20 protein-coding genes are annotated in these 26,256 nt (G+C 45.4%); 8 read left to right on the forward strand and 12 right to left on the reverse strand.

What is annotated here, in order from left to right; translation table 11 throughout:
• Positions 1-9 precede the first annotated feature (9 nt).
• A complete protein-coding gene (locus G9G53_RS11600; RefSeq protein ID WP_165147683.1) occupies positions 10-1,008 on the forward strand; it encodes a polysaccharide deacetylase family protein in 999 nt (332 codons plus the stop codon).
• Between the two features lie 91 nt (positions 1,009-1,099).
• Here G9G53_RS11600 and G9G53_RS11605 read toward each other — a convergent pair whose 3' ends face one another.
• Positions 1,100-1,720, reverse strand: coding sequence for a TraX family protein (locus G9G53_RS11605; RefSeq protein ID WP_165147686.1), 621 nt, complete (start codon positions 1,718-1,720; stop codon positions 1,100-1,102).
• Positions 1,721-1,742: 22 nt separating this feature from the next.
• A complete protein-coding gene (locus G9G53_RS11610) occupies positions 1,743-2,462 on the reverse strand; it encodes a CBS domain-containing protein (protein WP_238437778.1) in 720 nt (239 codons plus the stop codon).
• A gap of 177 nt (positions 2,463-2,639) precedes the next feature.
• On the opposite strand from G9G53_RS11610, the gene fsa reads away from it, so the two are divergent.
• The 3 genes from fsa (at position 2,640) to G9G53_RS11625 (ending at position 5,141) form a co-directional block, all read left to right on the forward strand.
• Positions 2,640-3,287 (forward strand): fructose-6-phosphate aldolase, encoded by a 648-nt coding sequence (fsa, locus tag G9G53_RS11615; RefSeq protein ID WP_013309811.1) that lies wholly within the window; start codon positions 2,640-2,642, stop codon positions 3,285-3,287.
• A 197-nt stretch (positions 3,288-3,484) separates the two neighbouring features.
• A complete protein-coding gene (locus G9G53_RS11620; protein WP_029516787.1) occupies positions 3,485-3,940 on the forward strand; it encodes a MarR family winged helix-turn-helix transcriptional regulator in 456 nt (151 codons plus the stop codon).
• Between the two features lies 1 nt (position 3,941).
• Entirely contained in the window at positions 3,942-5,141 is a 1,200-nt protein-coding gene (locus G9G53_RS11625) for an MFS transporter (protein WP_029516786.1), read from the forward strand.
• 91 nt (positions 5,142-5,232) lie between these two features.
• Here the strand turns inward: G9G53_RS11625 and G9G53_RS11630 are convergent, their stop codons facing one another.
• Complete coding sequence (locus tag G9G53_RS11630) at positions 5,233-6,543, reverse strand: MFS transporter (protein ID WP_165147689.1); 1,311 nt, start codon at positions 6,541-6,543, stop codon at positions 5,233-5,235.
• Positions 6,544-6,633: 90 nt separating this feature from the next.
• On the reverse strand, positions 6,634-8,352 hold the full coding sequence (locus G9G53_RS11635) for a methyl-accepting chemotaxis protein (protein WP_029516784.1): 1,719 nt from the start codon (positions 8,350-8,352) through the stop codon (positions 6,634-6,636).
• Positions 8,353-8,624: 272 nt separating this feature from the next.
• On the opposite strand from G9G53_RS11635, the gene G9G53_RS11640 reads away from it, so the two are divergent.
• Positions 8,625-9,578 carry a serine hydrolase domain-containing protein gene (locus G9G53_RS11640; RefSeq protein WP_069011370.1) on the forward strand — a complete coding sequence of 318 codons (954 nt, stop codon included), beginning with the start codon at positions 8,625-8,627 and terminating at the stop codon, positions 9,576-9,578.
• Between the two features lie 144 nt (positions 9,579-9,722).
• Here G9G53_RS11640 and yicI read toward each other — a convergent pair whose 3' ends face one another.
• The gene (gene yicI, locus G9G53_RS11645) at positions 9,723-12,047 is read right to left on the reverse strand and encodes an alpha-xylosidase (RefSeq protein ID WP_069011369.1); all 2,325 of its coding nucleotides are present in this window, start codon (positions 12,045-12,047) and stop codon (positions 9,723-9,725) included.
• A gap of 180 nt (positions 12,048-12,227) precedes the next feature.
• Here yicI and G9G53_RS11650 point away from each other — a divergent pair, with 180 nt between their 5' ends.
• A complete protein-coding gene (locus tag G9G53_RS11650; RefSeq protein ID WP_165147692.1) occupies positions 12,228-13,148 on the forward strand; it encodes an AraC family transcriptional regulator in 921 nt (306 codons plus the stop codon).
• A 15-nt stretch (positions 13,149-13,163) separates the two neighbouring features.
• Here G9G53_RS11650 and brnQ read toward each other — a convergent pair whose 3' ends face one another.
• A complete protein-coding gene (brnQ, locus tag G9G53_RS11655; RefSeq protein ID WP_165147695.1) occupies positions 13,164-14,522 on the reverse strand; it encodes a branched-chain amino acid transport system II carrier protein in 1,359 nt (452 codons plus the stop codon).
• A gap of 517 nt (positions 14,523-15,039) precedes the next feature.
• Between brnQ and G9G53_RS11660 the strand changes: the two genes are divergently transcribed.
• Entirely contained in the window at positions 15,040-16,314 is a 1,275-nt protein-coding gene (locus tag G9G53_RS11660) for an oligosaccharide MFS transporter (RefSeq protein ID WP_069011367.1), read from the forward strand.
• Positions 16,315-16,408: 94 nt separating this feature from the next.
• Here the strand turns inward: G9G53_RS11660 and G9G53_RS11665 are convergent, their stop codons facing one another.
• Positions 16,409-18,112, reverse strand: coding sequence for a methyl-accepting chemotaxis protein (locus tag G9G53_RS11665; RefSeq protein WP_029516778.1), 1,704 nt, complete (start codon positions 18,110-18,112; stop codon positions 16,409-16,411).
• Between the two features lie 33 nt (positions 18,113-18,145).
• On the reverse strand, positions 18,146-19,420 hold the full coding sequence (locus G9G53_RS11670; protein ID WP_029516777.1) for an ABC transporter substrate-binding protein: 1,275 nt from the start codon (positions 19,418-19,420) through the stop codon (positions 18,146-18,148).
• A 243-nt stretch (positions 19,421-19,663) separates the two neighbouring features.
• Between G9G53_RS11670 and G9G53_RS11675 the strand changes: the two genes are divergently transcribed.
• On the forward strand, positions 19,664-20,512 hold the full coding sequence (locus G9G53_RS11675; protein ID WP_165147698.1) for a copper amine oxidase N-terminal domain-containing protein: 849 nt from the start codon (positions 19,664-19,666) through the stop codon (positions 20,510-20,512).
• 141 nt (positions 20,513-20,653) lie between these two features.
• On the opposite strand, the gene G9G53_RS11680 is transcribed toward G9G53_RS11675, so the two are convergent.
• From G9G53_RS11680 to helD, 4 genes are all read right to left on the reverse strand, one after another.
• Positions 20,654-20,995, reverse strand: a complete 342-nt coding sequence (locus tag G9G53_RS11680; RefSeq protein WP_029516775.1) for a darcynin family protein — start codon at positions 20,993-20,995, stop codon at positions 20,654-20,656.
• A gap of 83 nt (positions 20,996-21,078) precedes the next feature.
• A complete protein-coding gene (locus G9G53_RS11685; RefSeq protein ID WP_165147701.1) occupies positions 21,079-21,660 on the reverse strand; it encodes a Crp/Fnr family transcriptional regulator in 582 nt (193 codons plus the stop codon).
• Positions 21,661-21,786: 126 nt separating this feature from the next.
• The gene (locus tag G9G53_RS11690) at positions 21,787-23,628 is read right to left on the reverse strand and encodes an adenine deaminase (RefSeq protein WP_165147704.1); all 1,842 of its coding nucleotides are present in this window, start codon (positions 23,626-23,628) and stop codon (positions 21,787-21,789) included.
• Between the two features lie 153 nt (positions 23,629-23,781).
• Complete coding sequence (gene helD / locus G9G53_RS11695; RefSeq protein ID WP_238437779.1) at positions 23,782-26,160, reverse strand: RNA polymerase recycling motor HelD; 2,379 nt, start codon at positions 26,158-26,160, stop codon at positions 23,782-23,784.
• Between the last annotated feature and the right edge of the window lie 96 nt (positions 26,161-26,256).

Raw genomic sequence — 26,256 nt, forward strand, 5'->3', positions numbered from 1 at the left:
TGTCATTCAATGAAACACACTTTTTTTAAAAGAACGTTGCTAATCATAAGTTTGTTGGCTATTTTAGGAATTTTGGTGTATGAAGCACGTAGCATATACCACACACCTACAGTTAAAGGGGCTCATCGTACACGCACAGCTAATGCAGATCGACTGGTACGCCATTTATTTTCAATGACGCCTACACCAGATAAAGTATATTACCAAAACAAAGTAATTGTCCTGATGTATCATGAGGTGACCAAGACTCCACCTGATCCCGGTGCTCTCAAGCTTAGTAATTTAACGAGGCAGTTGGACGAAATGAAAGCTAACGGCTTCCACTGGATCACGATGAAAGAGTATACGGATTTTATTTTACATAAAGCCAAGGTTCCTGATAATGCGGTACTTATGACATTCGACGATGGCTACGAGTCCTTTTATACGGACACTTTTCCTGTGTTGAAAAAGTACCAGGTACCGGCAACCAATTTTCTCATCACGTCCACGATCAGCAATCCCAAACATATTGGTATTCCAAAGCTGACATGGGATCAAATTCATCAGATGCATGCTGAAGGCATTGATTTCTACAATCATACCAATGACCAGCATGCTTACGGATACTCCAACACAGCGCGCACCCAACAAAAGCCGCTTCTGATGGCTCCAGTGTATTCGAAAAAGCTGGGGCGAATGGAAACCGAGAATGAGTTCAAACAGCGAGTTTCTACCGATTTGGACATGGCTGACAAGAAGCTGTTCAAGCATCTACACAATGATCAGAATGTACTTGCCTTCCCTTATGGTGGGTATACCAAGGAGACGATGGAAATTTGCCGTTCCTTGGGTATTGACGTTACGTTTACGGTGAAACGCGGGATTAACTCGCCAGGGCAAACGAACGGCTATCGCGTCAATGCAGGTGGAATACACAATATTCCCGAAGTATTGGTGCAATACATGAAGGAAGGTGCTCCCCTTCGCCCACTTCCTTTTGCTCAAGGTCCCAACAAGGTATCCTAAACGTTGGCTAGCTTATTGAAGGATAAAAAAGAACCTTTAAAACCATTTTATGTCGTGGTTTTAAAGGTTCTTTTAATGTATGAGATGTAGATTAGGGCCAGATGCGAATTGCCGCGATAACAGCCAGATGTACCGGGTAAAAGCTACGCCACAACCAACGCGGTACCCGACTATAAAATCCGCTTTCTCCAGTTGCAAAACATACGATCAGAATACTGGACAGCAGACTAAAGTGCTGAAGATTCGCGTGATGCACCATGTCATACACTACGTTCAAAACAAAATGGGCTGCAATCATCATATATGAACGGGTGTATCGATAAATCAGAACCAACAGCAGTCCATAGGCTCCGTAATCCATCTGGCTGAGCTCCATAACCAGAGCTGAGACGACGTACAGGCACGTTACAGCCGTCCAATGCTTCAAGCGGGATGCAGCAGTCAACGCAAGCAACGAGGTCAATAGCGTCCAGATTACGTTCGGTCTAAGCACATCAAACGCCAGCATATAGGGCACCTGAGAAATCAGAGCCAGTCCGAGTAGACGGAGCATATAGCTCTGCATGTCTCGGGTATGAGTATATCCCGCATACAGCGCGTACGCGTAGATTGGAAAAGCAAGCCTGCCGGCAATTCTCCAAGCCGGATCCGTCGGAAAAAACACAAGTCCGACATGGTCAATCAGCATCGTCAGCATGGCCAACCAGTACATACAAGGCCCCCTTATTTATGTTTTACGTTTTATCTTCTGTCAAGCTCAGAATGGCGTTCATGATGTCCGTTTTCGTAACCCGTCCTACCAACTCCCGAATTGGAGTTGAGGAGCTACATTGCTCGTCCAAAACTGGAAGACAATTGACCTGATGCCGAATCAGTTTCGATATCGCTTCCAGTAAAGTGTCTTCTGGAGCAAGCGTCGTCATTTGGGCCCGGCGCGTCATTGCCATGGTCACCGGGACGGTGTGAAGATCGGTATGCCCCAGCATGACCTTCAGCAAATCCTTGCGGGTAACAATTCCAATGAGCTCCTGCTCCTCTCCTGTGACCATCAGGGTACCTGTATTTTGCTGAAACAGCATCAGCACCGCATCATAGGCGGTAGTGTCACCGGAAATCAAAATCGGATCACTAAGTATATCCGCCACCGTCAGCTTTTTGAGCATGTTGCCGATATGACTATCATATTTAGGATGACGCCCTGGCAGGTAGCCTACCTTCGGCTTGGCATCCACCAGTCCGAGCATAACGAGCAGAGCAAGGTCAGAACGGAGAGTCGGACGCGTCAATCCCAGTGTTTCAGCAATTTTATCCCCCGTAACAGGTGCCAGACGCTGGACAATATCAACAATTTCCCGCTGTCTTTCAGACAGTTGAATAATGATTACCTCCTTATGGAGTGGGGTAGAATACATTATAAAGAGCGTAGATCGGTAAATTTCAGCATCTTCCGACAATTCATCAAATTTTAATCATACACCGCTTGTTTTCAAATTTAAAATGTGTCACAATTAAGAATGTAATACATACTAATTATAAGTTTAACGTGTGCAATATGCTACATTTATCAATGAACTATTGTACATCGCATGTGATATGTATTATGTATTATATAAACCTGAGGAGGAAATCAAATGAAATTTTTCTTGGATACTGGTAACATTGAAGAAATCAAACGTATTGAACGTTTGGGTCTGGTTGATGGTGTAACAACGAACCCTTCACTGATCGCTAAGGAAGGTCGAGTGTTCAAGGAAGTCATTCAGGAGATTTGCAGTATCGTTGAAGGTCCCGTAAGTGCTGAGGTTATTGGTCTGAAGGCTGAAGATATGCTCAAAGAAGCTTATGATATCGCCAAGTGGGCACCGAACGTGGTTATCAAGCTTCCTATGACTGAAGATGGCTTGTATGCTTGTAACGAGCTGACCAAGAACGGAATCAAAACGAATGTAACACTGATTTTCTCCGCGGCTCAAGGTTTGATGGCAGCCAAAGCTGGCGCTACTTTTATCAGCCCGTTCGTAGGACGTCTGGATGATATCGCTGTTGATGGTATGAAGCTGATTCGTGAGCTGAGACAAATTTTGGACATTCATGGTCTGAAATCCGAAATCATCGCCGCATCCATCCGCAATATTAAGCATGTAGAAGATGCTGCTCTGTCTGGTGCACATATTGCCACCATTCCAGGTTCCTTGCTCCCTTCTCTGTGGAAACACCCACTGACAGACAGTGGTATCGAACGCTTCCTGAAGGACTGGGAAACCGTACCTAAAGCTTAATTCGCCAGTCATGGCAAACGATATTATATCAACCCAAACAGCCCGTATTTTACGGGCTGTTTTTTTTGCTGTAGAGATAGCAGAACCCAAAACGCTGAACAACTTTTTTTGACAAAATAACTTGTTGTTCATATAATTGTTATAACAACTAATTAATTTCAAAGTAATTTATGTACGGGAAACAGAAAGGAGTACCTATGAATAACTTGCCTCCCGATTGTTCCATTGGGATGTTGCTCGGGATTACTCACCGCAAAATGAGTCAGCAGCTCTTGCAGCGCCTCAAACCTTATGATATTTCCCCAGAGCAATGGTCGGTTCTGTTCCAAATCTATCAGGCTGAGGGTTTAAATCAGAAAGAAATTGCAGCTAAGGCCGTGAAGGACCAGCCTACCACGACTCGAATTATTGATTTGTTGGACAAGAAGGGCTGGGTACGGCGTGTAAATAGCCCACAGGATCGTCGGGCCTATTTGCTTCATCTGACTGAAACAGGCCGACAGCTTGTGGAGAAGACTCTTCCTGTCGAACTTGATACCAATCACGATTTTGTAAAAGGAATTTCCTCGGCCGATCTGAAGCAATTCCGCCGGACTCTTTTACAAATTCACGCCAACATGACCGAATCAGAAAAACAAGGAGAGAACGATTAATATGCAACAAGGCAAGCAACCTCTTTGGACCAAGGAATTTATCGTTCTTACGGTTTCCAATTTATTTTTGTTTCTGGAATTACAGATGATTCTATCTTCCATTCCTTCTTATGTGAAAAATACATTCCACGCTAGTTCCGTTCAGGTGAGTCTCGTTACCACCTTATTCGCTTTAAGTGCGATTGCAGCACGACTCTTTTCAGCCCGTATGCTGGAAAAGGGACATCGCAGTACCCTGATCTTCGTGGGACTGCTGTTTGCATTGGCAGGAACGCTGGGGTACAGTGTTTCGCCAACGATTACAGTGCTTCTGCTCATGCGGATGTTATTTGGGATTGGCTTCGGTATGAGTAGCACGGCCTTTCCAACGATGGCCTCTGACGTCATCCCGCCCAAACGTCTCGGTGAAGGAATGGGCTTCTTTAGTCTGTCCACTAGTCTAGCGATGTCGATTGGGCCGACCATCGGCATTTCGATGCTTCAATACGGGAGTTTCAACCTGCTTGCCTATACGACAGCAGCTGTAATTGTTGTGATATTCCCGTTGGCTTACTGGCTGATTCGTACACTACCCAAAGGGCACATCGAACCACCTATGGTTCCTTTGGAAGAAGGGCGAAAACCGGCATTTAACCGTAAATTGTGGGTTCCCGCCTTGTTGAACATGCTGATGTCTATCACATATGGTGGATTACTCGGCTTTATGGCGCTTTACGGGGATGAAGCAAATCTGGCACATCCGGCCTACTTTTTCCTGTTTAATGCGGTATCCGTGCTGATCGTGCGTCCCTTCTCGGGCCGTATTTATGACAAAAAAGGGGCAAAAGCACTGCTCATCCCTGGCTCCCTGTTTTTAATTGGCGGTCTGATCCTGCTTTCCTACGCACACAGTGATGTCTTCATGTATATGTCTGCTCTTTGCTACGGTATCGGGTTTGGTGTCATGCAGCCGACCCTCCAAACCTGGATGATTCAGGTCGTGTCTCCTAAACAGAGGGGCATGGCAAACGGTATGTTTCTCAATTCCCTCGATTTCGGGGTTGCAGCCGGAGCGCTTATACTTGGCATTATCGCCAAAGCAAGTGATTATGCGTGGATGTACCGTCTTTCCTCGCTGTTTGTTGTACTGTTCTTACTAATCTATGTCATACAAATCGTTGTGAGCCGCAAGCCTAAGACGCATCTCCCTTTAGAAGGGTAGACTATATTTACAAATGAACATTAGCTCTTACTTGCTTAGTTATCAAAAACACCCGTTGCCATGGTTTCATGGACAATGGGTGCTTTTTCATTTATTTCGCAGGAGTTTTGCGTCTTAGCTTGGGAGAACGAGGCTTTTCCCGGGACACGCTTGTTTGCTCCTCATTTACACTCATACGGTCCGTGGATTTGTCATCTGTGGGTTCATCCTGCTTGGGTCTGACCGCAAACAGCATCAGCAGAGCTGCAATGCCTCCCACTGCGGTCATCACGCCAAAGAGCAGACCATGTCCACTGCTGCCCAGCAGCAAGGATACAACCGGAGGGCCTAGTGACACCCCGACAAAGCGCATGCTGCTATACAGGGCAGTAATGGTTCCGCGTTCCTCTTTTTCAATTCCCTTTGTAATGAGAGAATCCAAACAAGGCAGCGCAAGCCCAATTCCGCCGCCCCCTAACGTAAACAGTCCGATCACCGCATAAATATTTTGGATAAATCCGAGAATGGCAAAGCTGATCGTCAATATGGCCAAACCACTAAAACCGATCCACTTCATACGCTTTTTGTGCTTGCCGATGATCTTGCCTCCTACATAAGAACACAGACAGAGGGAAATCAGCGGAATGGCTAACACAAAACCTTTCCACACTCCATGGAGGTTGTAACGACTTTCCAAGATGTCGGATAAGTAGAACAAGACGCCAAAAATGACAAACATACAAATGCCGCCCATAGCGAAAATAGCATAGAGCCAACGTCCTTTTTCGGCAAGCACCCGCTTCACATTTCCCACAAACTCCCGAAACATAATCGGTTGGTTCTTACGCTTAGGCACATGGATCAGCCAAAGCACCAAAATGAGCGAAATCAGACAGAGGCCTGGAATTACGGCCAGTGGCAAAAACCATAGAACAGCTCCCAATGCGGCACCGAGTATCGGACTTAGCACTTTGCCAAATGTGTTGTAAGTCTCGACGACCCCCAGGTTCTTACTGGCCTCATCCTCATTCTCGTACAGATCACCCACAAGCGGAATAACTATAGGAAAAGCCCCTGCCGCTCCCGCACCCTGAAGTAGACGGCCTGCAATAATGGTCCAGTATGCTGCCGAATCGTGAAGCAGCCATGCTCCCGCTGCAGAAATCCCCCCACCAATCACCGTCAGAATCAGACAGGGAACAATCACCGCCTTACGGCCAAATCGGTCGGAGAGATAGCCCGCAATCGGTATCAGTAAAATGGCCACCACCGCATATACTGTAATCAACATGCTAATCCGAAAAGAGCTTACATGTAGCTTACGTCCGATTTCCGGTAACACAGGAATCAGCATGGAATTACCCAGCGTCATCATCAGCGGGATGGAACCTAACGCAAGCAGATTCCCCTTATTTTGTTGCATCCCGTTACCACCTTTGCAAAAGTAATAACACAGCTGTTCAGATTTGTTCTACAGATGTTATTGTGTTTACATTGGTGGGGATTTATACGGCTACACTTTAAATCCACCGACCCTTGCATTTAGTAGCTGCGACATATCCGCCAGTGTATGAATAGATGATGCAATTTCCTCCATGGAAGCCAGTTGCTCTTCTGCCGCCGCACTGACGCTCTGGGTTCCCCCTGCCGACTGCTCTGCTACTTCACGAATACGTTCTACTGCTTCCACCATTCGCTCTGATCCGCCGGACATTTGTTCTACGGACCGGTTTACACTGTGAATCTGTTCGCTGACCTGTTGAATGGAACTTCCAATCTGACGAAATGCGGTTTCTGCGGATTGCATGACCTTTACGCCAGACTGCACTTCAACCGTCCCTGTCTGCATACTGGAAGCGACATTTCCAACATGCTCCTGAATATTTTGCACAAATTGTGTGATTTCTGCTGCTGAAACCGATACCTGCTCGGCCAATCTTCTTACCTCAGAGGCTACAACTGCAAATCCTTTGCCCTGCTCTCCGGCTCTTGCCGCTTCAATCGACGCGTTGAGCGCCAGCATTCCTGTCTGTTTAGCAATTCCAGTAATAACAGCTCCAATCATGCCAATCTGTTCGGCCTGTTCACTAAGTGAACGTACAGCACGTGCAGAGCTGTCTACACTTTCGCTTACCTTCTCCATCTGACGCATAGCCTGACCTATAGATTGTTCCCCTGCTTCTGCATCTTTAGCGGCTGTATCAGACAACTCATATACCTGCTGGCTCGTAGCTGCAATATGCTCCAGTTCGTGGGCAAGCTCTTTCACAGTATCTGTAGTTTGTGTAATATCGTCGACCTGATGCTCCATACCAGCCGCTAATTCTTCCATTACACCGGAAGTATGACGATTGGCCTGATTCATTTCCTCTGTACTTACGCTAACCCGTTCTGCGGTTACGGTTAATGTACGCGCCGTATCCTGAGCATCCACTATAATACTGCGGAATCCCTCAATAAGCTTGTTGTAGGAGCTTGCAATCATACCGATTTCGTCTTTGGACGTAATATCCAGTCGGCTACGCAAATCTCCCCCACCTTCAGACATTTCCAACAGTTGCTCATTCATATGGTGTAATGGACGAATTGAACGAATCAGAACGATGGATTGAAAAATACTGTAAATGATAACCAGAAGCCCTACAATACTCGTAATCAAGGATGTATTCGTCATCGTTTGGTGCGCTTGCTGTACTTTCACCGTCACCATATCCTCTTGAGCTTTGACGAAGGCTACTACCTTGGTATCAAGTTGCTTGCGCAACACCCGTTCGTTTTCAAAATCATCGAGCAAATCAGAAAATGGCGGGAAAGCGTCATCTCTTGTACTCTGATACCCCGCTGTAGTCAGTAAACGATGAACTTGATTCATATAGGTATTAATCCCCGTCTTGAGATCAGTCATCTTTTTACTAGAATCCTCATTGCCTGTACTAAGCAGAGCTTCTGTCTCCTGTAGCAACTTTGCAACTTCACTTTGCTTGTTTCCGATCTCTTTCCCATACTGTTCGTCACGAGTTAGCAAATATGCCCGCTCATCATTAGATATGCCGTTTAACAAAAATTGAAGAGACTTCGAGTTATACGCAATAGCCTCTTCACGATTCATAATATCCTTGTACTCATTCTCACTATGTACGCTTAAAATGTAATTGGTCAGCAGCATTGCTGCAATCACACTCGGGATCAGTATCGCGCTAAGAATCATTTTGGCCTTAATCGTTAAATTCATGAATCGGTCCCCCAGTTATTTCTGAATAAAATGTCCAACTTACTATATATCGTTTTATTCGATTGTTTTTTTGAATGAAATAGAAAATAGTGTATAGATTTTTAAATATATTTATGTCTATTCAGTGAACATATATATCTTTTTTAATATCAAAAAACAAAAAAATTCAAAATTAGGTAAATGAACTGTTTTCAGTTTGTACTCTTCGAATTTCAGACTATTTAAATGATATACTATGTATTGGTATAGCATAAGCCTCAAGGAGGATCTGCATGAACAGTCTGGAGCTCAAACCGCTTATTCACGTGCTTAACGAGTTGGAAACCCGCAGCTGCCTTATTGAGCAGCAGGGTAACATGATCTTGAATTACTATCGTGAACCTCAAATTGCTAACGAACTCTATAAAATAAATTCCTGCACCAAAAGCGTGATTTCTGCATTAGTTAGTATCGCTATGAACCAGCAACAGGGACCGAAACCGGAGACGCCGATCCTCGAATTCTTTCCCCAGTTGGCCACAGATAGTGATTCTCGAAAACATGATATTACGATTGAACATCTGCTGACGATGTCCGCAGGCTTTAACTGGACGGAGTTTGGCGGACAAAACTCTTTTCCTACCATGAGCAAAACGTCAGACTGGGTGCAATTTGTACTTTCACAGCCATTATCGGATGTGCCAGGCACGCGAATGGAGTACAGTTCTGGCTGTTCTCAACTTTTGGCCACCATACTACGTCATGTTTCTGGACAAACAGTTGCTGAATTTGCCGAACAGCAATTATTCCAACCGCTCGGTATCGAAAGCTACCATTGGGAAACCGATCCTCAGGGCACTCATACGGGAGGCTTCGGACTGCATCTCAGGCCAATGGACATGCTCAAATTCGGGCAGCTTTACCTGAATGAAGGAGGCTGGGAAGGACGGCAGATCATCCAAGCAGAGACGGTTCGATATTCAACCCGTCCGTTTCTCCCTGCTGCCAAACCACAAAAAGCATTTTACGGATGGCACTGGTGGACTTCTTCCTTTTCAGATGGAACAGATACAGGAAGTGAAACGGACTATTTTTACGCTCTCGGCTTTGGTGGGCAATATATTGTTGTCGTCCCGTCGTATGACATGGTTGTTGTCGTTACCGCCGATAAATTCAAAAAGAAACGGACTCCTGTGGATATTTTCCGGCAGTATATTGTACCGCTACTACTCCAGCAGAATGGATAGGAGTAGATAACCAATGCTAAAAGTTGCAACTGATTCTATCAAAAATCTGCATCAAAAAGGGCTTGCCTGTTGGATCAAGCAAGCCCTTTCTTTACATATAATCGCTACATTGTGACATACTTCATCCACTTTCTAGCGCCTTACCTAGCCCAAGTGAATCGTAAGCTCTTGCTGTCCACTGGAAGCTGGTGTAATAATTACACCCTGTTCTCCCGACTGGCTGCTGCCTTGCTCCACTTGAACAACCTCGTGGATACCGCGCAGGACGATCGACCATGGTTTAACAGCACCTTCTGCCTTCACTGTAATGACAGAATCCTTGCGGCTGGCAATAACCGTTAACTCTTCTTCACCTGACGTATTCACGATAACCGTTCGAGCCTGTTGCCCCTCACCAAGCTCAAACAAATGAAGCGCCACTTGATCAGCATAATCATAATCCGGACGACTGTCCTCATGACCGATTGCCAACAGTGTGTTCGGCTTCACGAGCACAGGCAAAGTTGTAAAATCATGATGCTCGTTGACCCAACGACCACCTGACACTCTCTCATTCGTAAGTAAATTTGTCCACTGACCTTCTGGTACATAATACTGTACATTGCCTTCTTTATTAAAGATTGGGGCTACCAAAATGGAATCCCCCAGCATGTATTGCAGATCCAGTGTTGCACAGGTTGGGTCCTGCGGGAATTCCAATACCATAGCCCGCATCATCGGCAGTCCCTTTACCGAGGATTCCACAGCAGAAGGATACAGGTATGGCATTAGCGAGCATTTGAGTTTTGTAAAGCTACGCACCACATCCACTGATTCTTCGTCAAATAGCCAAGGCACGCGATAGGATTCGTTTCCGTGCAGACGGCTATGGGAGGACAGAAGTCCAAATTGTACCCACCGTTTGTATACGTCCGGCGCAGCCGTTAACTCAAAGCCGCTAATATCATGGCTCCAGAAGCCGAAGCCGCTCAAACCAAGCGACAAACCGCCTCGTAAGGATTCCGCCATCGACTCATACGTCGACGAGCAGTCTCCTCCCCAGTGAACCGGGAACTGTTGCCCCCCGGCTGTAGCGGAACGTGCAAATAACGCGGCTTCATTTTTACCCAGCTTTTCCTCCAGCACATCAAATACAGCCTTGTTGTACAAATGCGTATAATAGTTATGCATTTTCATCGGATCAGATCCGTCATGATATACCACATGGGTAGGGATGCGCTCGCCAAAATCAGTTTTGAAGCAATCTACCCCCTGATCTACTAACACCTTCAGCTTATCCTGGTACCAGGCGACTGCAGCCGGATTCGTGAAGTCAACCAGCCCCATCCCCGCCTGCCACATATCCCATTGCCACACGCCACCATCGGCGGTTTTGACCAGATAACCATTCTCCATGCCTTCATCAAACAAAATGGATTTCTCAGCAATATACGGATTGATCCATGCACAAATTTTGAGCCCCTTTGCCTTCAATCTTTGCAGCATGCCTTCCGGGTCTGGGAACATGTCTTGATCCCACTGGAAATCGCACCATTGGTATTCCTTCATCCAGAAGCAGTCAAAATGGAATACCGAGAGTGGCAGATCTCGCTCAGCCATCCCGTCCACAAAATGATTCACTGTGGCTTCATCGTAATCTGTTGTGAACGAAGTGGTCAGCCACAAACCAAAAGTCCAGGCTGGTGGTAATGCAGGCTTACCCGTCAGCTTGGTGTAATTGTCCAGTACCTCTTTAGGGTTAGCTCCTCCAATAATAAAATACTCTAACGATTCGCCGGAGACGCTAAACTGAACCTTTGATACATTTTCCGATGCAATCTCATAGGATACCTTTTCCGGATGGTTGACGAACACACCATACCCTTTATTAGATAGATAAAATGGAATGTTTTTATAGGCCTGCTCACTGCTGGTCCCGCCATCTTCATTCCAGATATCGACCACTTGGCCATTTTTTACGAACGGAGTGAAACGCTCTCCGAGTCCGTATACGTACTCACCGATGCCCAGCTCCAGCTGTTCCCGAAAAAAAGGCTGATCCTGCGGGTCTGTAATATAGCCTGGTCCCCGATGTCCGCTACCTGTGACTCTGCGATCCTCGACATAAAAGCCTACGTCCCAGCTCTTTCCACGACCGACTCGCACACTCAGATCGCCGCTTTTCAGTACCGCTGCGTCCTCATCCACCGTAATGCCTACCTCTGTTGGCAAGGTGTGAATTTCAAAATCCGGTCCCTGATGCACCCGTCCCTTATGGTGGTTTAGACGTACCCGAATGACATTCGGCATAGGCGAGCTGTAGGTCGCTTTCAGCAACGCTCCGTTCAGTGTATCTCCTTTATGCTCGATCCGGTGGGTTGCTGCATATACCGTCATGGAAGCATCGTCCGTCACGATATCACGGATTTCAGCAGGATTTTGTATTTCATAGCCCTTGCGAACCAACCAATAGCCATCTGTAAATTTCATCTGTTCCGTCCTCCGTCTCAATCTTTATATTCTTGATTCCAAATCGCTTGTTGGATTTTCTCGAAATCCTCACTATAATAATATTGATTTATGTAAGGGTTTACTTCTTTTATTTTGACGTATTGTATCAATATTTTGATGTTTTCTATATAAATCAGTTTGCCGAAAGGAATCATTGAAATGCAAAGGGAAATGTTACGAGAAAACCGCATTCACGGCAATCCCATGTATCCAGTCAGCGTATATCCGAGCGTAGAGCAATTGAACGGAAATAGTATATTGGAGTCCCATTGGCATGAGGAAATGGAGTTTATCGTAGTGGAACAAGGGACCGCTGTATTTCAGACGGATATGGTCTATACGGAGGTTAGCGAAGGTGAAGCCCTTTTTGTAAACAGTGGCGAGCTTCACGCCGGTTATTTACAAAAAAGTCCTCGCTGTGTATTTTCTGCGGTGGTGTTTCACCCCGACATACTGCACAGCCGCACGCAGGATACGGTGCAGACGCAGTTTATTGACCCATTTATCAGTAAAAAGCTTGTCCCTCCCCCCCACATTCGCGGCGTGCAGCTCTGGGAGCGAGAGGTGCTGGCTGCATTGCGATACATTATCACCAGCCATGAACAGAATGCGCCTGCCCGTGAACTGGCGACCAAGGCACAGCTCTATAGCATGATCGCCTGCCTGTACCCACACATGACTCCCGCTAACGGAGAGGATGTGATTATGGCGGGTCAGCGCAACAAAGTTGAACGGATCAAAAAAGCGTTGGCGTATATCAACAGTCATGCTCATGAGCCTATACGTTTACGGGAAATCGCAGATGAGATTGGAATGAGCGAGGGACATTTCTGCCGTTTTTTTAAGCAGATGGTTCAGAAAAGCCCGGTAGAATATATCAACTATCATCGGATTCAAAAGGCTTGCAGGTTGTTGGAGCAAAGTGATCGAAAAGTGGTTGATATTGCGCTGGATGTTGGATTTGACAATCTAAGCTACTTTATTGCGACCTTTAAAAAATGGAAAGGCCTGACCCCTTCGCAGTACCGTAAGCAGCACGAAGCAGATCAGGCGCTTGCTGTCCCTTATATAACAGACTGATATGCATAGGATAAATTATTTGTTTTTTTTGGGCTTCATAAGTACTAAAATTATTTTTCTTCCTCTTAATTTAGTAAATATGTAGCCAGCTACACCTCCTAAAACAGAGGGAATTAACCACCCTAACCCTACATTATATAATGGGAGAAAATGGGTGAAGAAATCATTAATTACATTAATTTTTATTCCAGCAGCATTTAAGCCATCAAATAAACTAATGATAAAGGTTAATATCAAACTGCCTTGATATACTTCTGACTTTCCTTTAAATACGGGATGTAAAAAAGTTAAAAATATTAGAGAAATAGCAATAGGATATATTGCCATTAATACTGGCGTTGAAACCTTAATGAGCTGTGTTAAACCTATGTTGGCTACAAGGGTACTAAATATAGATAACATGAGAGCGACTCTTTTGTAAGAGACTTTTGGAAATAATCCATGAAAAAAGGAAGAGCAGGAAGTGATAAGCCCCACACTTGTCGTTAAACACGCTACTGTAATCATTAAGCCTAATAGAATAGATCCATAAGATCCAAAATAATAGGAGGAAACCTTAGCTAACACCTCAGCACCATTTCCTAAAATGCCCAGTTTTTCAACACTAGAAGCTCCCATGTATGAAAGAGACGTATAGATAAAAGCTAAGAGTATAACCGCAATTGCTATCGCTTTGCCACAAATGATCATCAGCTCTTTTTTTGTAGTAACCCCTCTATCCTTAATCGCATTCACAATGATAATTCCAAAAATAAAGGCTACAAGAGCGTCCAATGTTAAATAACCCTCTTGAAAGCCTTTAAAAAAGACATTGGATGTATAACCCTCCGCAGGTTCTTGGAATTTTCCTATTGGGTGAATAATAGCTACAATCACAAGTAATCCAATGAATGTCAATTTAATGGGTGTTAGGAACTTTCCGATGACATCAATAATTTTTGTAGGATTAAGTGACAACAAACATGCAACTGCAAAAAAAAGGATAGTAAATACAAAAAGTGCGACAGGATGATCTGCATTGTCTGAAAAAAAAGGCTTTACTCCAATTTCAAATGACACACTACCGGTTCTAGGAATTGCATACAAAGGCCCGATGGCTAGATAAAGGATTGTTGTAAAGACAAGACCGAATACAGGATGTACACGACTCGCTAAAGTTTGCAAATTGCTTTTGCCCGAAAAAACAAAGGCTGTGACGGCTAGTAATGGTAAGCCGACACCGGTAACCAAGAAACCCGCATTGGCTATCCATACATTCTTTCCGGCCATTTGCCCAAGCATAGGTGGAAAGATTAGATTCCCCGCACCAAAAAATAAGGCAAATAGCATTGATCCTATAATGATAATAAAGGACGTAGAAACACTTTTAGACATAATAAATCCTCCAACCACGAACTCACAACATTTTGTTTTTATTCGTTTTCTTTTAATTTTGTATACTATATGTTAATAGGAACGTAGCCAATTGTTGCATTCAAAGAACGGCATCTGATTGCCTAGAGTATGTTACTCTATATACGATCATCGTTTCAAGTAACTTTGTACTTGCAAAAATGAATCATTTCATCCCCTTGCTTTTGCAATTATGAGGCTACCCTATATTTCTCCTCCTACTTAGTGAGCTTAATGAACTATAAGAGAATTTTACACGTAGGACTTATTTCTTACAAGACATAGATGTAGTTACACACACCCGGTAGGTCTCGTAAAAGTTTTAAATTACTACATAATCTGCGGTTTAATCGAATCATCAACTGATTGTAATAAGCACAGGAAATCTTGGGAAAATGCCCTATGGAAGCAAGCGAATAATCCTTACAATTAATAGTACAACAATGCATATTAACGTTGAATACAATTTGAGCGGCTACAATTGAAGGGGTGCTTAAACATGACGAATTTGGCAAAACGCAACTATTGGTCTCTGAGTATTTTTAACTTCGCTTATCTATTTACATGGTCTGCCGCCATGTCTTTTTTTGTCATTTGGCTGGGACAAAGCCTGGAAATTTCAGAAACCTACACGGGATTTTTATACGCGGCTAATTCAATCGTCGCCTTGATCATGCAGCCTTTGTTCGGTTACTTATCTGACAAGCTGGGCTTGAGAAAACACCTGCTGTACATACTCTTTACAATCCTTTTGCTCGTCGGGCCCTTTTTTATCTATGTATACGGTCCATTGCTTCAAACGCAGTTCGTCATTGGTGCCATTGTTGGTGCGCTATTTATCGGCCTGGTATTTAATGCAGGTAACGGTGTCGTCGATTCGTATATGGACAAAGTTTCGCGTAAATATGGCTTTGAATACGGACGGGTTCGTATGTGGGGTTCACTCGGGTGGGCGGCGGCTACTTTTGTTGCGGGACGGGTCATCAATATCAATGTAAATCTGACCTTCTGGATTGCCTCCGTATCTGCCATTGTTGCCATGATCTGCATCTTCCTGACCAAAGTCGAAATTTCTGGACAGGAGCAGCAGAAAACAGAATCGTTGAAGCTCATTGATGTGCTGCATCTCGTACGTACCACAAAGTTCTGGTTTCTTATGCTATTCATGGTTGGCGTGACCCAAATTTATGAGGTATATGACCAACAGTTTGCCACATACTTCGTATCGCAGTTCAGTTCCAAAGCGGAAGGAAATCAATTCCTTGGCGATTTGAGCGCTGTGCAGGTTTTTCTGGAATTTGTGTTCCTTTTCGTTACCCCTTGGTTTGTGAACAAAACGACCGCCAAATGGGCATTAATTATTGCCGGGTCGATTATGTCTTTGCGTATTATCGGCTCTTCGCTGCCATTCGGTTCTATATGGGTGGCTGCGATGAAGATGATTCACTCCCTGGAGAAACCACTTATTCTGGTAGCCATCTTCAAGTACATTACCGTTAACTTTGACCAGCGCTTGTCCTCCACCATGTACCTGCTGTATTTGTTTATGGGCTCCCTGGTGGTTTCCATTTTCTCACCCATTGTCGGGCATATGTATGAAGTATTAAATTTCCCGATTACTTATGTAATTCTGGGTTCCATTGCAGGTCTATTCACCATCCTATCCTGTTTTACACTGACAGCAGACAAGAAGAATGGAGAGCGGTATCTGGAAGAACGCCGTAAACAGGATCTGAAAAGAGCAACCAAAAAAGCTGAAGCAGTTCATTCGTAATCTAATGGTTTAAGCTTAACAAAACAGCGGCAGTCTAGGACTTTTTTCTCGTCCAAGGCTGCCGCTCTTAACTCCAGTTGATTTGAAGCTTATTTTAAATCTTGAATACCGACACCGTCTGATTCATCTCTTCCGCCCTCTTGGCAAGCATGTTAGCACCCGCAGACACTTCCTGCATGGATGCAGTAGTTTCCTCGACTACGCTTGCGACTGTTTGAGTAGAATCTGCTGCACGTTCGGAGATTTCAGCAATTTTCTTCATCGATTCCACCATAGAAACGGTCCCTTCATTTACGGATCTTGCTTCTACAGCCGCAGTGTCCACCTCACCGCTCACTTCTTCAACGGCACCTACAATCTCAGAAAAAACGTTACCTACGCCTTCGACAAGCATCATGCCTTCATTTAGAGATTGAACACCTTCATTCATTGAAATCACAACTTCATCTGTTCTTAAGGCAATTTCGTTAACCAGAGAAGAGATCTTGCCTGTTGCTTCACTTGCTTGTGCCGACAGATTGCGTACTTCAAAAGCAACAACCGCAAACCCTTTTCCCTGCTCTCCCGCCCTCGCAGCTTCTATACTCGCATTTAGTGAAAGCAAATTGGTTCGAGCTGCTATATCACGGATCATAGCTGTGATCTGTCTGATCTCCGCAGACTTTTCTCCTAGAATATTTACTACTTCAGCGGATTGAGTTACCTTGGTATGCACATCTCTTATTTGAGAAACAGTCGAAGACATTTGGGTTTTTCCGTTGTTTGCTTTTTCTTGTGCTTGGGTTGTGAGATTTGCCACATTCACAAAGCGATTGGTTATGTTCTCTACACTTTTAGAAACGTCTACCGTGTAATTCAGCGTTTCAGCTATGTCTACAAGCTGTGTCTGAGATCCCTCCGCAACCTGAGTGGCACTTATAGCTATCTGCTCGGTAGCAATGCTTGTCTGTTCCGCACTAGCCGTTAACTGTTCAGCCGTAGAGGCAACCAGTAAGGAATTATCCACAACTTCCTTTAAAAGATTGCGAAGTGAATCGCACATTTCATTAAAATCGGATGCCAGCTCCCCGACCTCATCTTTGGATCGGATACTAAGGGGTTCCACTTGCAGGTCCCCTCTCGTTACCAGCTTTATCTGTTCCGCTATCTTTAATATGGGCTTAGTGAACGATTGAGCCAGTAAAAAAGAACCGATAATTCCAAGGATCGTACATATGATAGTCAGAGAAATCATCAAAAGTCTACCTGAATGGTAAGATTGACTCGATTGATTAGCGGCATCAGTAGCGTACTGCTCATTAAGCAGCTTCAGTTTATTCACATCGTCCAAGGCTGCCTTATAAATAGAAGAATTCCCATGGATGATCATGTAGGCCATCACCTTGTCGTTTTCTTCCATGGCCGCGGAAACCACCTTTAGATGGCGGAGATACATTGCCCACTGACCATAAAAGTCGGTGAATAGTTCTTTTTCCTCTGCCGTGGAGGCTAAACTTTGATATTTATTTACACTCTTATCCATTGACGCTGTAGCTTTGGTTAGTTCTTCTTGATAAGTGCTGCGGACGGCTGCATCCTCTTCGAGTATCATTCGAACGGTGAGCCTATCGATTTCTGTAATCTGCTTATCCATACCTTGAAGAAGAATGACTGCAGGTAAAGACCTGTTATTTACCTTATCAGAAGCCTCCCCCATTTCCGACATCTTAATAACGCCTATAACACTTGAAAGGGACAGCACGATCACCAGTATGAGCGCTGCACTAATTATCTTTTTCTTTAACGTTAATTTAAACACCCTTATCTTCCTCCCGTGACTGGTCTCGTATCATCACTGCTGAGCTTTCCAATATATACGTATTTGGCGCAACAGCTCTGCCTTATCTATCTTTCCACTGATGTAGCTTTGGATAGATGCTCCTGTGATGCCCCCATGATCAGGTGGAAGGGTTGCCATGAACGGCAGCGTCTTTCCGCTCGACATATATGACTTGATCGATTTACTCAAAGGATCTGAAGGCACCATGTCAATATTCTTGAACGCCGGTATAACATTGGCCTTGTTAACCAAAAGTTCTTGTCCGGATTTTTCATATACCAGCCAGTTCAAAAACTTCTTTGCTTCCTCTTGCTGCTGAGGTGTGGTAGTTGTGGAGTCGATGAATATATACTTTGTCACACCGACAGTGATCTTAGCATTGTTAGGATCATCCGTATTATCGTTTAGCGGAAGAGGCAAGAAACCGTATTCCTCATTTGCCGTATCATTGCTCTTTATTCCATTCCAAGCCCAGTTGCCCATAAACCAAAGCCCTACCTTGCCCTCTCCCAAAGCTTTGGCTCCATCTTCATACGTACTGTCCAAAGGCAAGTGCTTATTAATGTTGTTATCCTTGAGCAGATCTAAAGTTTGTACCCATCCAGACATTACATTGTTCTGGGACATATCAATGGAGTTATTCTGCATACCTTTAACAAACTCCGGAAAGCCCCCAGGTTGAACAGAATAAGACAGAGCTAAAAGATGAGAGCCGAGAGACCAGTCCATTGGTGAAAGCATGTCCGGTGCTACTCCCGACTTCTGAATTTTAGCCATTAATGAATTCAGGCTACTTCTACTTTTTACCGAGGAAACATCAAAAGCCCCCCCTGTTGCTTTGTCCAGTACTTTCTTATTGTAAATTAATCCGTAGCCTTCTACTGCAAATGGAAACCCCAGCACAGCATCATTTTTCTTGACGGTGTCAAGTCCATTTTCTATCGTATCGGCTACCCACTTCTCTTTACTTAAATCAATAGCTTTATCCAAGAATGTCTGCGTGTCGCCTGGATCAAGCATCGACATGGTAGCTGGACTTCCTGAGCCATACATCGACATCAGCTTTTGATATGCAGACGTCCCCTCAGGAGCGGTTATAATCTCTAAAGATACTTCAGGGTGCTCTTGATTGTATTGTTTTGCTACTTCCTCTAACTGGGTTTTTATTTCAGATTTAGAATTCAAAAGTGTAATCTTGGTCGTCTGCTGTGATAATGGTGAAGCTGAACAACCTATAAACATAATTAAACATGCTAGAGAAATCGCAACTTTTAGCTGTTTTCTCATTAACTTCCCCCCCTAAGGATTTGCTTTCATAAAATTTATGAACAATATTCAATGTTATCGACATAATCCTTCGCGAAGGTTAGAAGTTTTTCGTTGGTAAATACCGGAAGTTAAATAATAGTACAAACAGGTTGTTACGTTAAGTTAACAGACAAGACAGCACAACAAATTTTATCCAGTCGCGTCTTAATATGGGGAAAAGTTACTTCACAACAAATTTAATCAAAAAAGGGGCAATCATTTATGAACAAAGCATTCTTTTGGGTTTTTCTTGCAATCTTTTTATTTATTTCATCATCCACTACTTATGCAGCACAAAATCAAATCAAAGTTGACGGTGTGACGGTTACATCCGATGTGACGCCCGAAATGAAAAATAAGCGCGCCATGGTGCCTCTACGTGTTATTAGCGAAAGTTTGGGGGCCAACGTCGAATGGTCCGATTCCGAGGTTATTCTCGCTAAGAGTGATGTGAAAGTAAAGTTAGCAATAAACAAAAGCACAGCGGAGAAAAACGGTAAAAAGATACTGCTAGATGTAAAACCATATACGAAAAATAATCGCATATATGTTCCACTTCGTTTTTTAGCAGAGGCGTTTGGCTGCAATGTCAATTACAGCAACTTTACAGTGACTGTGGATACTAAACCATTGCTCATCAACGGTGTACAAGTAAAGGCGCTTCAACAGGAATACCATATGACTTTGGGCGGCGTAGTTCAGCAAATTCATGGCAATGCATATAACAAAACCATTTATAATATTTTCACAAAAAACAAAGGTGAAAAGGTCGAAGCACCTGAAAACTATTCTTGGAGCTTCACTATTGACACACCCGGGTCTTATTATAAAAATGCACAATACGATTTTTTAGACCAAAAGGGGAAAAACTTAGCTCGTTTTGATGTGTATTCTTTAATCCAGTCCTTTCCATCCGAAGTTTTAATCGGATATCCCAAGTTTTTGATTCATGACGTATCGAAAGATGAGTGGTATTTGTTTAGCGAAAGCGCAACAAAATCTATAAATCAGTTAATGGATACCGCCGGAAAGAACGGTTTTCTGAAGGTTATAAGTAATACAGTTGTATAATGCGATTTTTTCTTATTACACTTTTTCGTCTCCAAAAGATAAAAGGCGAATTCCCAGCTGAACATAAGCAGCACAGGAATTCGCCTTTATTAACCGTATATAAGATGAACACTTCATTTTACATAGAAAGCGGAATGACGGTTATTTTTCCATCTGTAGCATTTCTGACTCATAGGACTGAAATGCATTTTCCATACCCATCACTACATCTTTAATCTTCATGTATCCTTTGGTATACGGCTCAGAATCGCGAATTTCTTCCCACATATAGTGATATTGCTTCATGTCCTCCGTTTCGCATACGACGAAATCGGTGTAGTCCTTTCCAGGCAATGCTTCTGCATCAAAAAACCGAACCTGAACCTGTTCGTTATACTTTTGAATGGTAGCCTGCAAGGTCCCCGCATGTTTTCGACGTTCCTCCCGAGGAAGAGCCAACCAGGAAGGGTAGAATTCCAATAATACAATCATCATATAACGCATATGCCTATCTCCTTTTTTTGGTGAAGCTTGAATGATGTATCGTTATTGTACGCTGCTTGTCTACAAATTCGCATTAACATAGGTTAATGCGGATCACTACGCAGCAAACGACTAAGTGACACAGGGGAGACGCCTATGTAAGAAGCTATATGATATTGGGCAACTCGCTTGTCCAATCCGGGGTATTTGAGGAGAAAAGCGTGATAACGTTCCTTAGCGGAGAGGTATAATAATTCGCGTTCCCGCTCCTCTTTTCGAATGTAAAGTCTCTCTACACTCTTGCGCACGAATCTTTCCCACATATGGCTTGTATCCATAAGCTCCTTCAATACGTGATATGGAATTTCAATGACAACCGAATCTTCCATTGCCTCAATCGAAAAAGTGGAGGCTTCTTCTTGGATCATAGCCCCATAAGAGGTTACGAAATCATCTTCTGGCGAAAAACCAACATTGTATTCTCTGCCATCTGCTAATGTATAGAATAAACGGAATAATCCCTCTGAACAAAAATAGGCATGTTTCACAAGCTCACCCGTTTCAATGAGAACCGTTCCCTGCTGAACATGCTTCACACGGGTTTGCTCTACAAACCGGTTCCAATCCTGCTCTATAATCGAGGCATGATGAGCCATTTTTTCTAGTGAACGATAATAGGGATGCATCTGCCCACCTCTTCTTGACTTTTATAAAGGAATCGAAGATAACTTTTATGGCTTCGTATATGAAAAACAGGGGTTATCCCTTAGGTCTGGACAGACCTGCAGGACAACCCCCAGCGACGTGTTCTATCAGACTTCCGCAGCATCCTCTTCCACGAAAAGAGATACCTTGCGGATGCCATCCGCTCCGATGACGACAAGCCCCTGATCCGACAGACGGATTTCAGGGATAACGACCAGTGCGAGCAGTGACAGTGTCATCAGCGCGTTGTTCAGCATGCAGCCGGCTTGCTGAAGCGCGCGGCTGATACTTTCGGACTGCGCTGCCACCTCTGCAAACGGAGCTGGGGACATCAGCCCGGCAATAGGCAGCGGGAAGCGTGTCTCACCCGAGGCGGATACAACCACCACGCCACCACGCAGACCAACAGCCTGCTTCGCCGCCTGGGTCATGAGCTCGTCATCATTACCAATGACGAGCAGGTTGTGACTATCATGCGCGACGGTCATGGCAATCGCAGCCGGCTCGGTGAAGCCGACACCTGTCACAAGTGCGACCGCGTGACTGCCACTGGCATGATGGCGCTCGAAAACGGCGATTTTGCACAAATCCTGCGCAGGATCTGATGCAACTTCACCATCACGCACCGGAACGGTCATCCGCACTTCCTTCGTGTCCACATGATTTTCCGTAACACGAATCACCCGTACGGGTACGTTCCCCTCCTGTACTGGAGCCGCAATGCGGAAATCTGCTGCACTCAGCTCTCGTCCCAGATGGACCGTGTCCATTACTTCCGCAGGATAAACGAATCCGTCCCAATCGGCGACCATTTGACCGTGCTCGGCCACCAGCTGGCCCGCTGCGATGGTAGCCGTCACATTCACTTCGGCCAATCGGCCATCAAGCAAAATAATGTCGGCAATCGCACCCGGAATGATCGAGCCGATGTCCCGTGCCACGCCGAAGCGCTCTGCCGTATTCAGCGTAGCCATCTGAAACGCGGTTACGGGCTTGACGCCCTGTGCAATGGCATGACGCACAACGAAGTCCATCTGCCCTTCATGGAGCAAGGATTCTGCGCTGCGGTCATCCGTTACCAGCATCATGCGGCGCGTGTCGAGACCCATTTCCGTGCTGGCGCGGATCGTCTCGGCCACATCATGCCATGCGGAACCTTGCCGCATCTTGGCATACATGCCGAGCCGGATACGCTCGGCTACATCCTCGGGCGTGACACACTCGTGGTCGCCCGAAATTCCCGCGGCTGCATAGACCGGCAGTCGCCAATCATCGGAGGCCCATGTAAAATGGCCATCCGCCACCTTGCCCGCGCGCAGCGTGGCCTGAATTTCCCCGATCATCACATCGTCTCCATAGACGACACCAGGGAAATTCATGACTTCGCCCAGCCCGATCATATCCGGGCCCCAGCTTAACGCTTCTGCGACTTCTGCCGGGCCGAAGGAGGCCCCCGTCGTTTCCAGCTCCGGACCTGTGGACGGCACGCAAGAAGCCACCTGCATGTAAGCTGCCAGCGGTGTCGTGCGGGCTTCGTCCAACATCAGACGAAGCCCTTTTAGACCCAGTACATTAGAAATTTCATGCGGGTCAAAAAAACCACCCGTCACTCCCAGCGGCAGTACAGCCTTAGCAAACTCAGTTACCGTAAGCTGCGTGCTTTCGATATGACAATGTCCGTCCAGTAACCCCGGTGCCATATAGCGGCCTTCCGCTTCAATGATTATGGTGTCTTCTCCAATCGTATGACTGACGTCCCTACCGACGTAAGCGATACGAGAACCTTGCACAGCAATAGACATGCCCGGCAGCAACTCGCCCGATACCACATTGACCAGTGTTCCTCCGCGGATCACCAGTGATGCCTTGCGCTCCCCTCTAGCTGTAGCTACTAACTCGGGTACACACTCCGCCAGTGGCGGGCGTTGAAATACACTCTTCATGTCCATTACGTTTGTAACCTCCGTTTATGCTTCTTACCTGTTTTGCTTATTTGCTTATGTTACTGGAATACGCTCCATAATGCCAGCCAACTCTATATCTATTCAAACATCGCAAAGGTTCCTGTGGCATTTGTCCCCAGCTGATTGCCAATATCCTCTCTACAGAACACGATCACTTTCTTCCACATTGCGGGTATACGTATCCGAATCCCGTAAACTCACGAATGGTGTAATCTCCCCTATGCTATAAATATGCAGCAAATGCATCGCTCGCGTACAGGCGGTGTAGAACAACTTACGCTCACTCTCACGCTGGTAATGTTTCGCTGATCCGTCATAAATCAGGACCGCATCGAATTCCACGCCTTTTGCCAGGTAGGCTGGAATGATATGAATCCCCTTTTCAAAAGCGGGGGTTGTTTTCTTAATTAATTTTGGCTTCACTGACAGCTGTCCTTCCAGCGCTTCGTAGGCTGCCGCGCTTTCGTCAGCATTTTTACAAATCACCGCGATGGACTCATAGCCTTCTGCCAACAATTCAGTGACATTCCCAGCTATCCGTTGATGCAACTTTTCACGTGAACGCACCTCGGTTACCAGAGGCTTCTCACCCTTACGGTTAAACGGTACAATGTGCTCTCCCCCAGCGACCATCCCCCGGGTAAATTCCACAATCTCCTGTGTCGAGCGATAGCTGCGTGTCAGGGAAATCATCTCGGTCTGATCTGCCCCATACAAGTCATACAATGGCTCTGCATCCTGAAGCACCGAGGCATGGGCATAGATGGCCTGATTAAAATCACCCAGTGCCGTCATTTTAGCCTGTGGAAATAAACGCTTGAAGAACGCCAGTTGGAATGGGGAATAGTCCTGTGCCTCATCAATAAACACGTGACGAATGTTGCTATTGGAACGAAAGCCCAGCATCAGCTCACGCAAATATAAAAAGGGCGTCACATCCTCATACGCTAACTCCCCAGCCTGAATTCGTTGCAGGGTTTGCCGACTAATTTCACTCCAGCTGACGGGCAGCTCTGCATGATTCGCCAGTTGGCTCAACAATGCCTCATTCATAAACAGCTCGCTGTAGAGCCGGGTCGTATCTACGAAGCGAAGCGCCTTAATCCATTTGCGCAGAGGCTTTAAGCGGTCACTGACCACCATACGCGCCAATATTTCTCTTTCACGTGCAAAATCGTCGAAAGTATCGCCCTTATTCTTGGATTTACGGCGCATACGGTTATAGGCACGCTGATAATCCTCCGGCTCCATCAGATCCATCTGTTGATCCACCCATGGAGCGGAGCATTCCTCCTTACCAAAGCGGGCCAGCTCTTTAAGCATCCAATCCCGCAGCAGTTCCAATCGATTCGCCAGTCGCACCGTAGAGTCGAATTCATAAAACTTGCGTGCCATCTGCTCTACTGAAACCACCTCACGTCCCTGAAAGCGGATGGGTTTAAAACGCATGCCCTCCTGCTCCAAATACGCCTTGTAGCCTGTAATCACATGTAGGAACGTCTTAGACGATTTAAAACGGATACCTTCCATCCTGGCTTCATACCCAGGCAGTAACGACGCTGAAAGCACATATTCCAGCTGTTCAAATGGATCTTCTAACTGAAACTCCCGGCCCAAACGCCGCTCCAAATATTCCTGAAACGTGGCCTGAAGCATATTTTCCTCACCTAATTCAGGCAATACTGTCGATACATAACTGTTAAACATCGGATTAGGCGAAAATAACACGACCTGATCCGCTCGTAAGCGATCCCGGTACTTATACAGCAAATACGCTACTCTCTGAAGCGCAGCAGAGGTTTTGCCACTTCCTGCCGCTCCCTGAACAATAAGCATACGGCTTCGGTCATCACGGATAATGCGATTCTGCTCCCTTTGGATGGTAGCGACAATACTTTTCATTTGGGCATCCGAGCTGCGGCTCAATACGGCTTGAAGAAGTTCGTCTCCAATCGTCACCCCTGTATCGAACATAAAACGAATTTGTCCATCACGGATCGAGAATTGACGCTTAAGCGTGAGCTCTCCATCCATCTCCCCTGCCGGAGTTTTATAAGAAGCGGGACCCGGCATGTTATCGTAATAAAGATTGGAAATAGGCGCGCGCCAGTCATAGATCAGAAATTCCTCATCTTGATTATCAAGCAGGGAGGCAATCCCCAGATAAACACGTTCCGCAGTCTGCCCTTCCTCAGCAAAATCAATGCGTGCAAAATACGGTGAATCAAGCAACTTTTTCAAACGACCTAACGCCTCAGTGGAATGCTTGTGTCTTCGTTCCCGCTCAGACAAAATCTCAGACTGCTGACGCAAACTGGTGGACGTCTCGCCCACATCATCCGCCTCACTGAAATTGATCGTTACCTCATCCCAGAAGTCTTTACGCATATCGACGACATCTCCGCGCACAGAACCAACCTCTGTCTCTAGCTTCCGAATACGCCCGCTAATTACTGCGGTCACATCTTCTACTCTTCGTTGTTCTTCATTCCATTGCTGTTCAGTAGTCACTGGCATCGCTCCTGTTCCGTTTCCTCCTGCTCCACGCAGGGCTCCTTTGCGTACAAACTATGCTCTATTATGGACCCGGACATACCCGCGGCATCCCCCTGC

It is taken from the genome of Paenibacillus sp. EKM206P (assembly GCF_011066155.1).
Lineage (GTDB): Bacteria > Bacillota > Bacilli > Paenibacillales > Paenibacillaceae > Paenibacillus > Paenibacillus polymyxa_D.

Excerpts from the sequence above, each read along its gene's own strand:
- G9G53_RS11640 (WP_069011370.1), top strand. The coding sequence starts at position 8,625 with ATGAACAGTCTGGAGCTCAAACCGCTTATTCACGTGCTTAACGAGTTG.
- G9G53_RS11630 (WP_165147689.1), bottom strand. The coding sequence starts at position 6,543 with ATGCAACAAAATAAGGGGAATCTGCTTGCGTTAGGTTCCATCCCGCTG.
- G9G53_RS11680 (WP_029516775.1), bottom strand. The coding sequence starts at position 20,995 with ATGCGTTATATGATGATTGTATTATTGGAATTCTACCCTTCCTGGTTG.
- G9G53_RS11670 (WP_029516777.1), bottom strand. The coding sequence starts at position 19,420 with ATGAGAAAACAGCTAAAAGTTGCGATTTCTCTAGCATGTTTAATTATG.
- G9G53_RS11675 (WP_165147698.1), top strand. The coding sequence starts at position 19,664 with ATGAACAAAGCATTCTTTTGGGTTTTTCTTGCAATCTTTTTATTTATT.
- G9G53_RS11690 (WP_165147704.1), bottom strand. The coding sequence starts at position 23,628 with ATGGACATGAAGAGTGTATTTCAACGCCCGCCACTGGCGGAGTGTGTA.
- helD (WP_238437779.1), bottom strand. The coding sequence starts at position 26,160 with ATGCCAGTGACTACTGAACAGCAATGGAATGAAGAACAACGAAGAGTA.
- G9G53_RS11600 (WP_165147683.1), top strand. The coding sequence starts at position 10 with ATGAAACACACTTTTTTTAAAAGAACGTTGCTAATCATAAGTTTGTTG.
- G9G53_RS11625 (WP_029516786.1), top strand. The coding sequence starts at position 3,942 with ATGCAACAAGGCAAGCAACCTCTTTGGACCAAGGAATTTATCGTTCTT.
- G9G53_RS11605 (WP_165147686.1), bottom strand. The coding sequence starts at position 1,720 with ATGTACTGGTTGGCCATGCTGACGATGCTGATTGACCATGTCGGACTT.
- G9G53_RS11660 (WP_069011367.1), top strand. The coding sequence starts at position 15,040 with ATGACGAATTTGGCAAAACGCAACTATTGGTCTCTGAGTATTTTTAAC.
- yicI (WP_069011369.1), bottom strand. The coding sequence starts at position 12,047 with ATGAAATTTACAGATGGCTATTGGTTGGTTCGCAAGGGCTATGAAATA.
- G9G53_RS11620 (WP_029516787.1), top strand. The coding sequence starts at position 3,485 with ATGAATAACTTGCCTCCCGATTGTTCCATTGGGATGTTGCTCGGGATT.
- G9G53_RS11650 (WP_165147692.1), top strand. The coding sequence starts at position 12,228 with ATGCAAAGGGAAATGTTACGAGAAAACCGCATTCACGGCAATCCCATG.
- G9G53_RS11635 (WP_029516784.1), bottom strand. The coding sequence starts at position 8,352 with ATGAATTTAACGATTAAGGCCAAAATGATTCTTAGCGCGATACTGATC.
- G9G53_RS11685 (WP_165147701.1), bottom strand. The coding sequence starts at position 21,660 with ATGCATCCCTATTATCGTTCACTAGAAAAAATGGCTCATCATGCCTCG.
- brnQ (WP_165147695.1), bottom strand. The coding sequence starts at position 14,522 with ATGTCTAAAAGTGTTTCTACGTCCTTTATTATCATTATAGGATCAATG.
- fsa (WP_013309811.1), top strand. The coding sequence starts at position 2,640 with ATGAAATTTTTCTTGGATACTGGTAACATTGAAGAAATCAAACGTATT.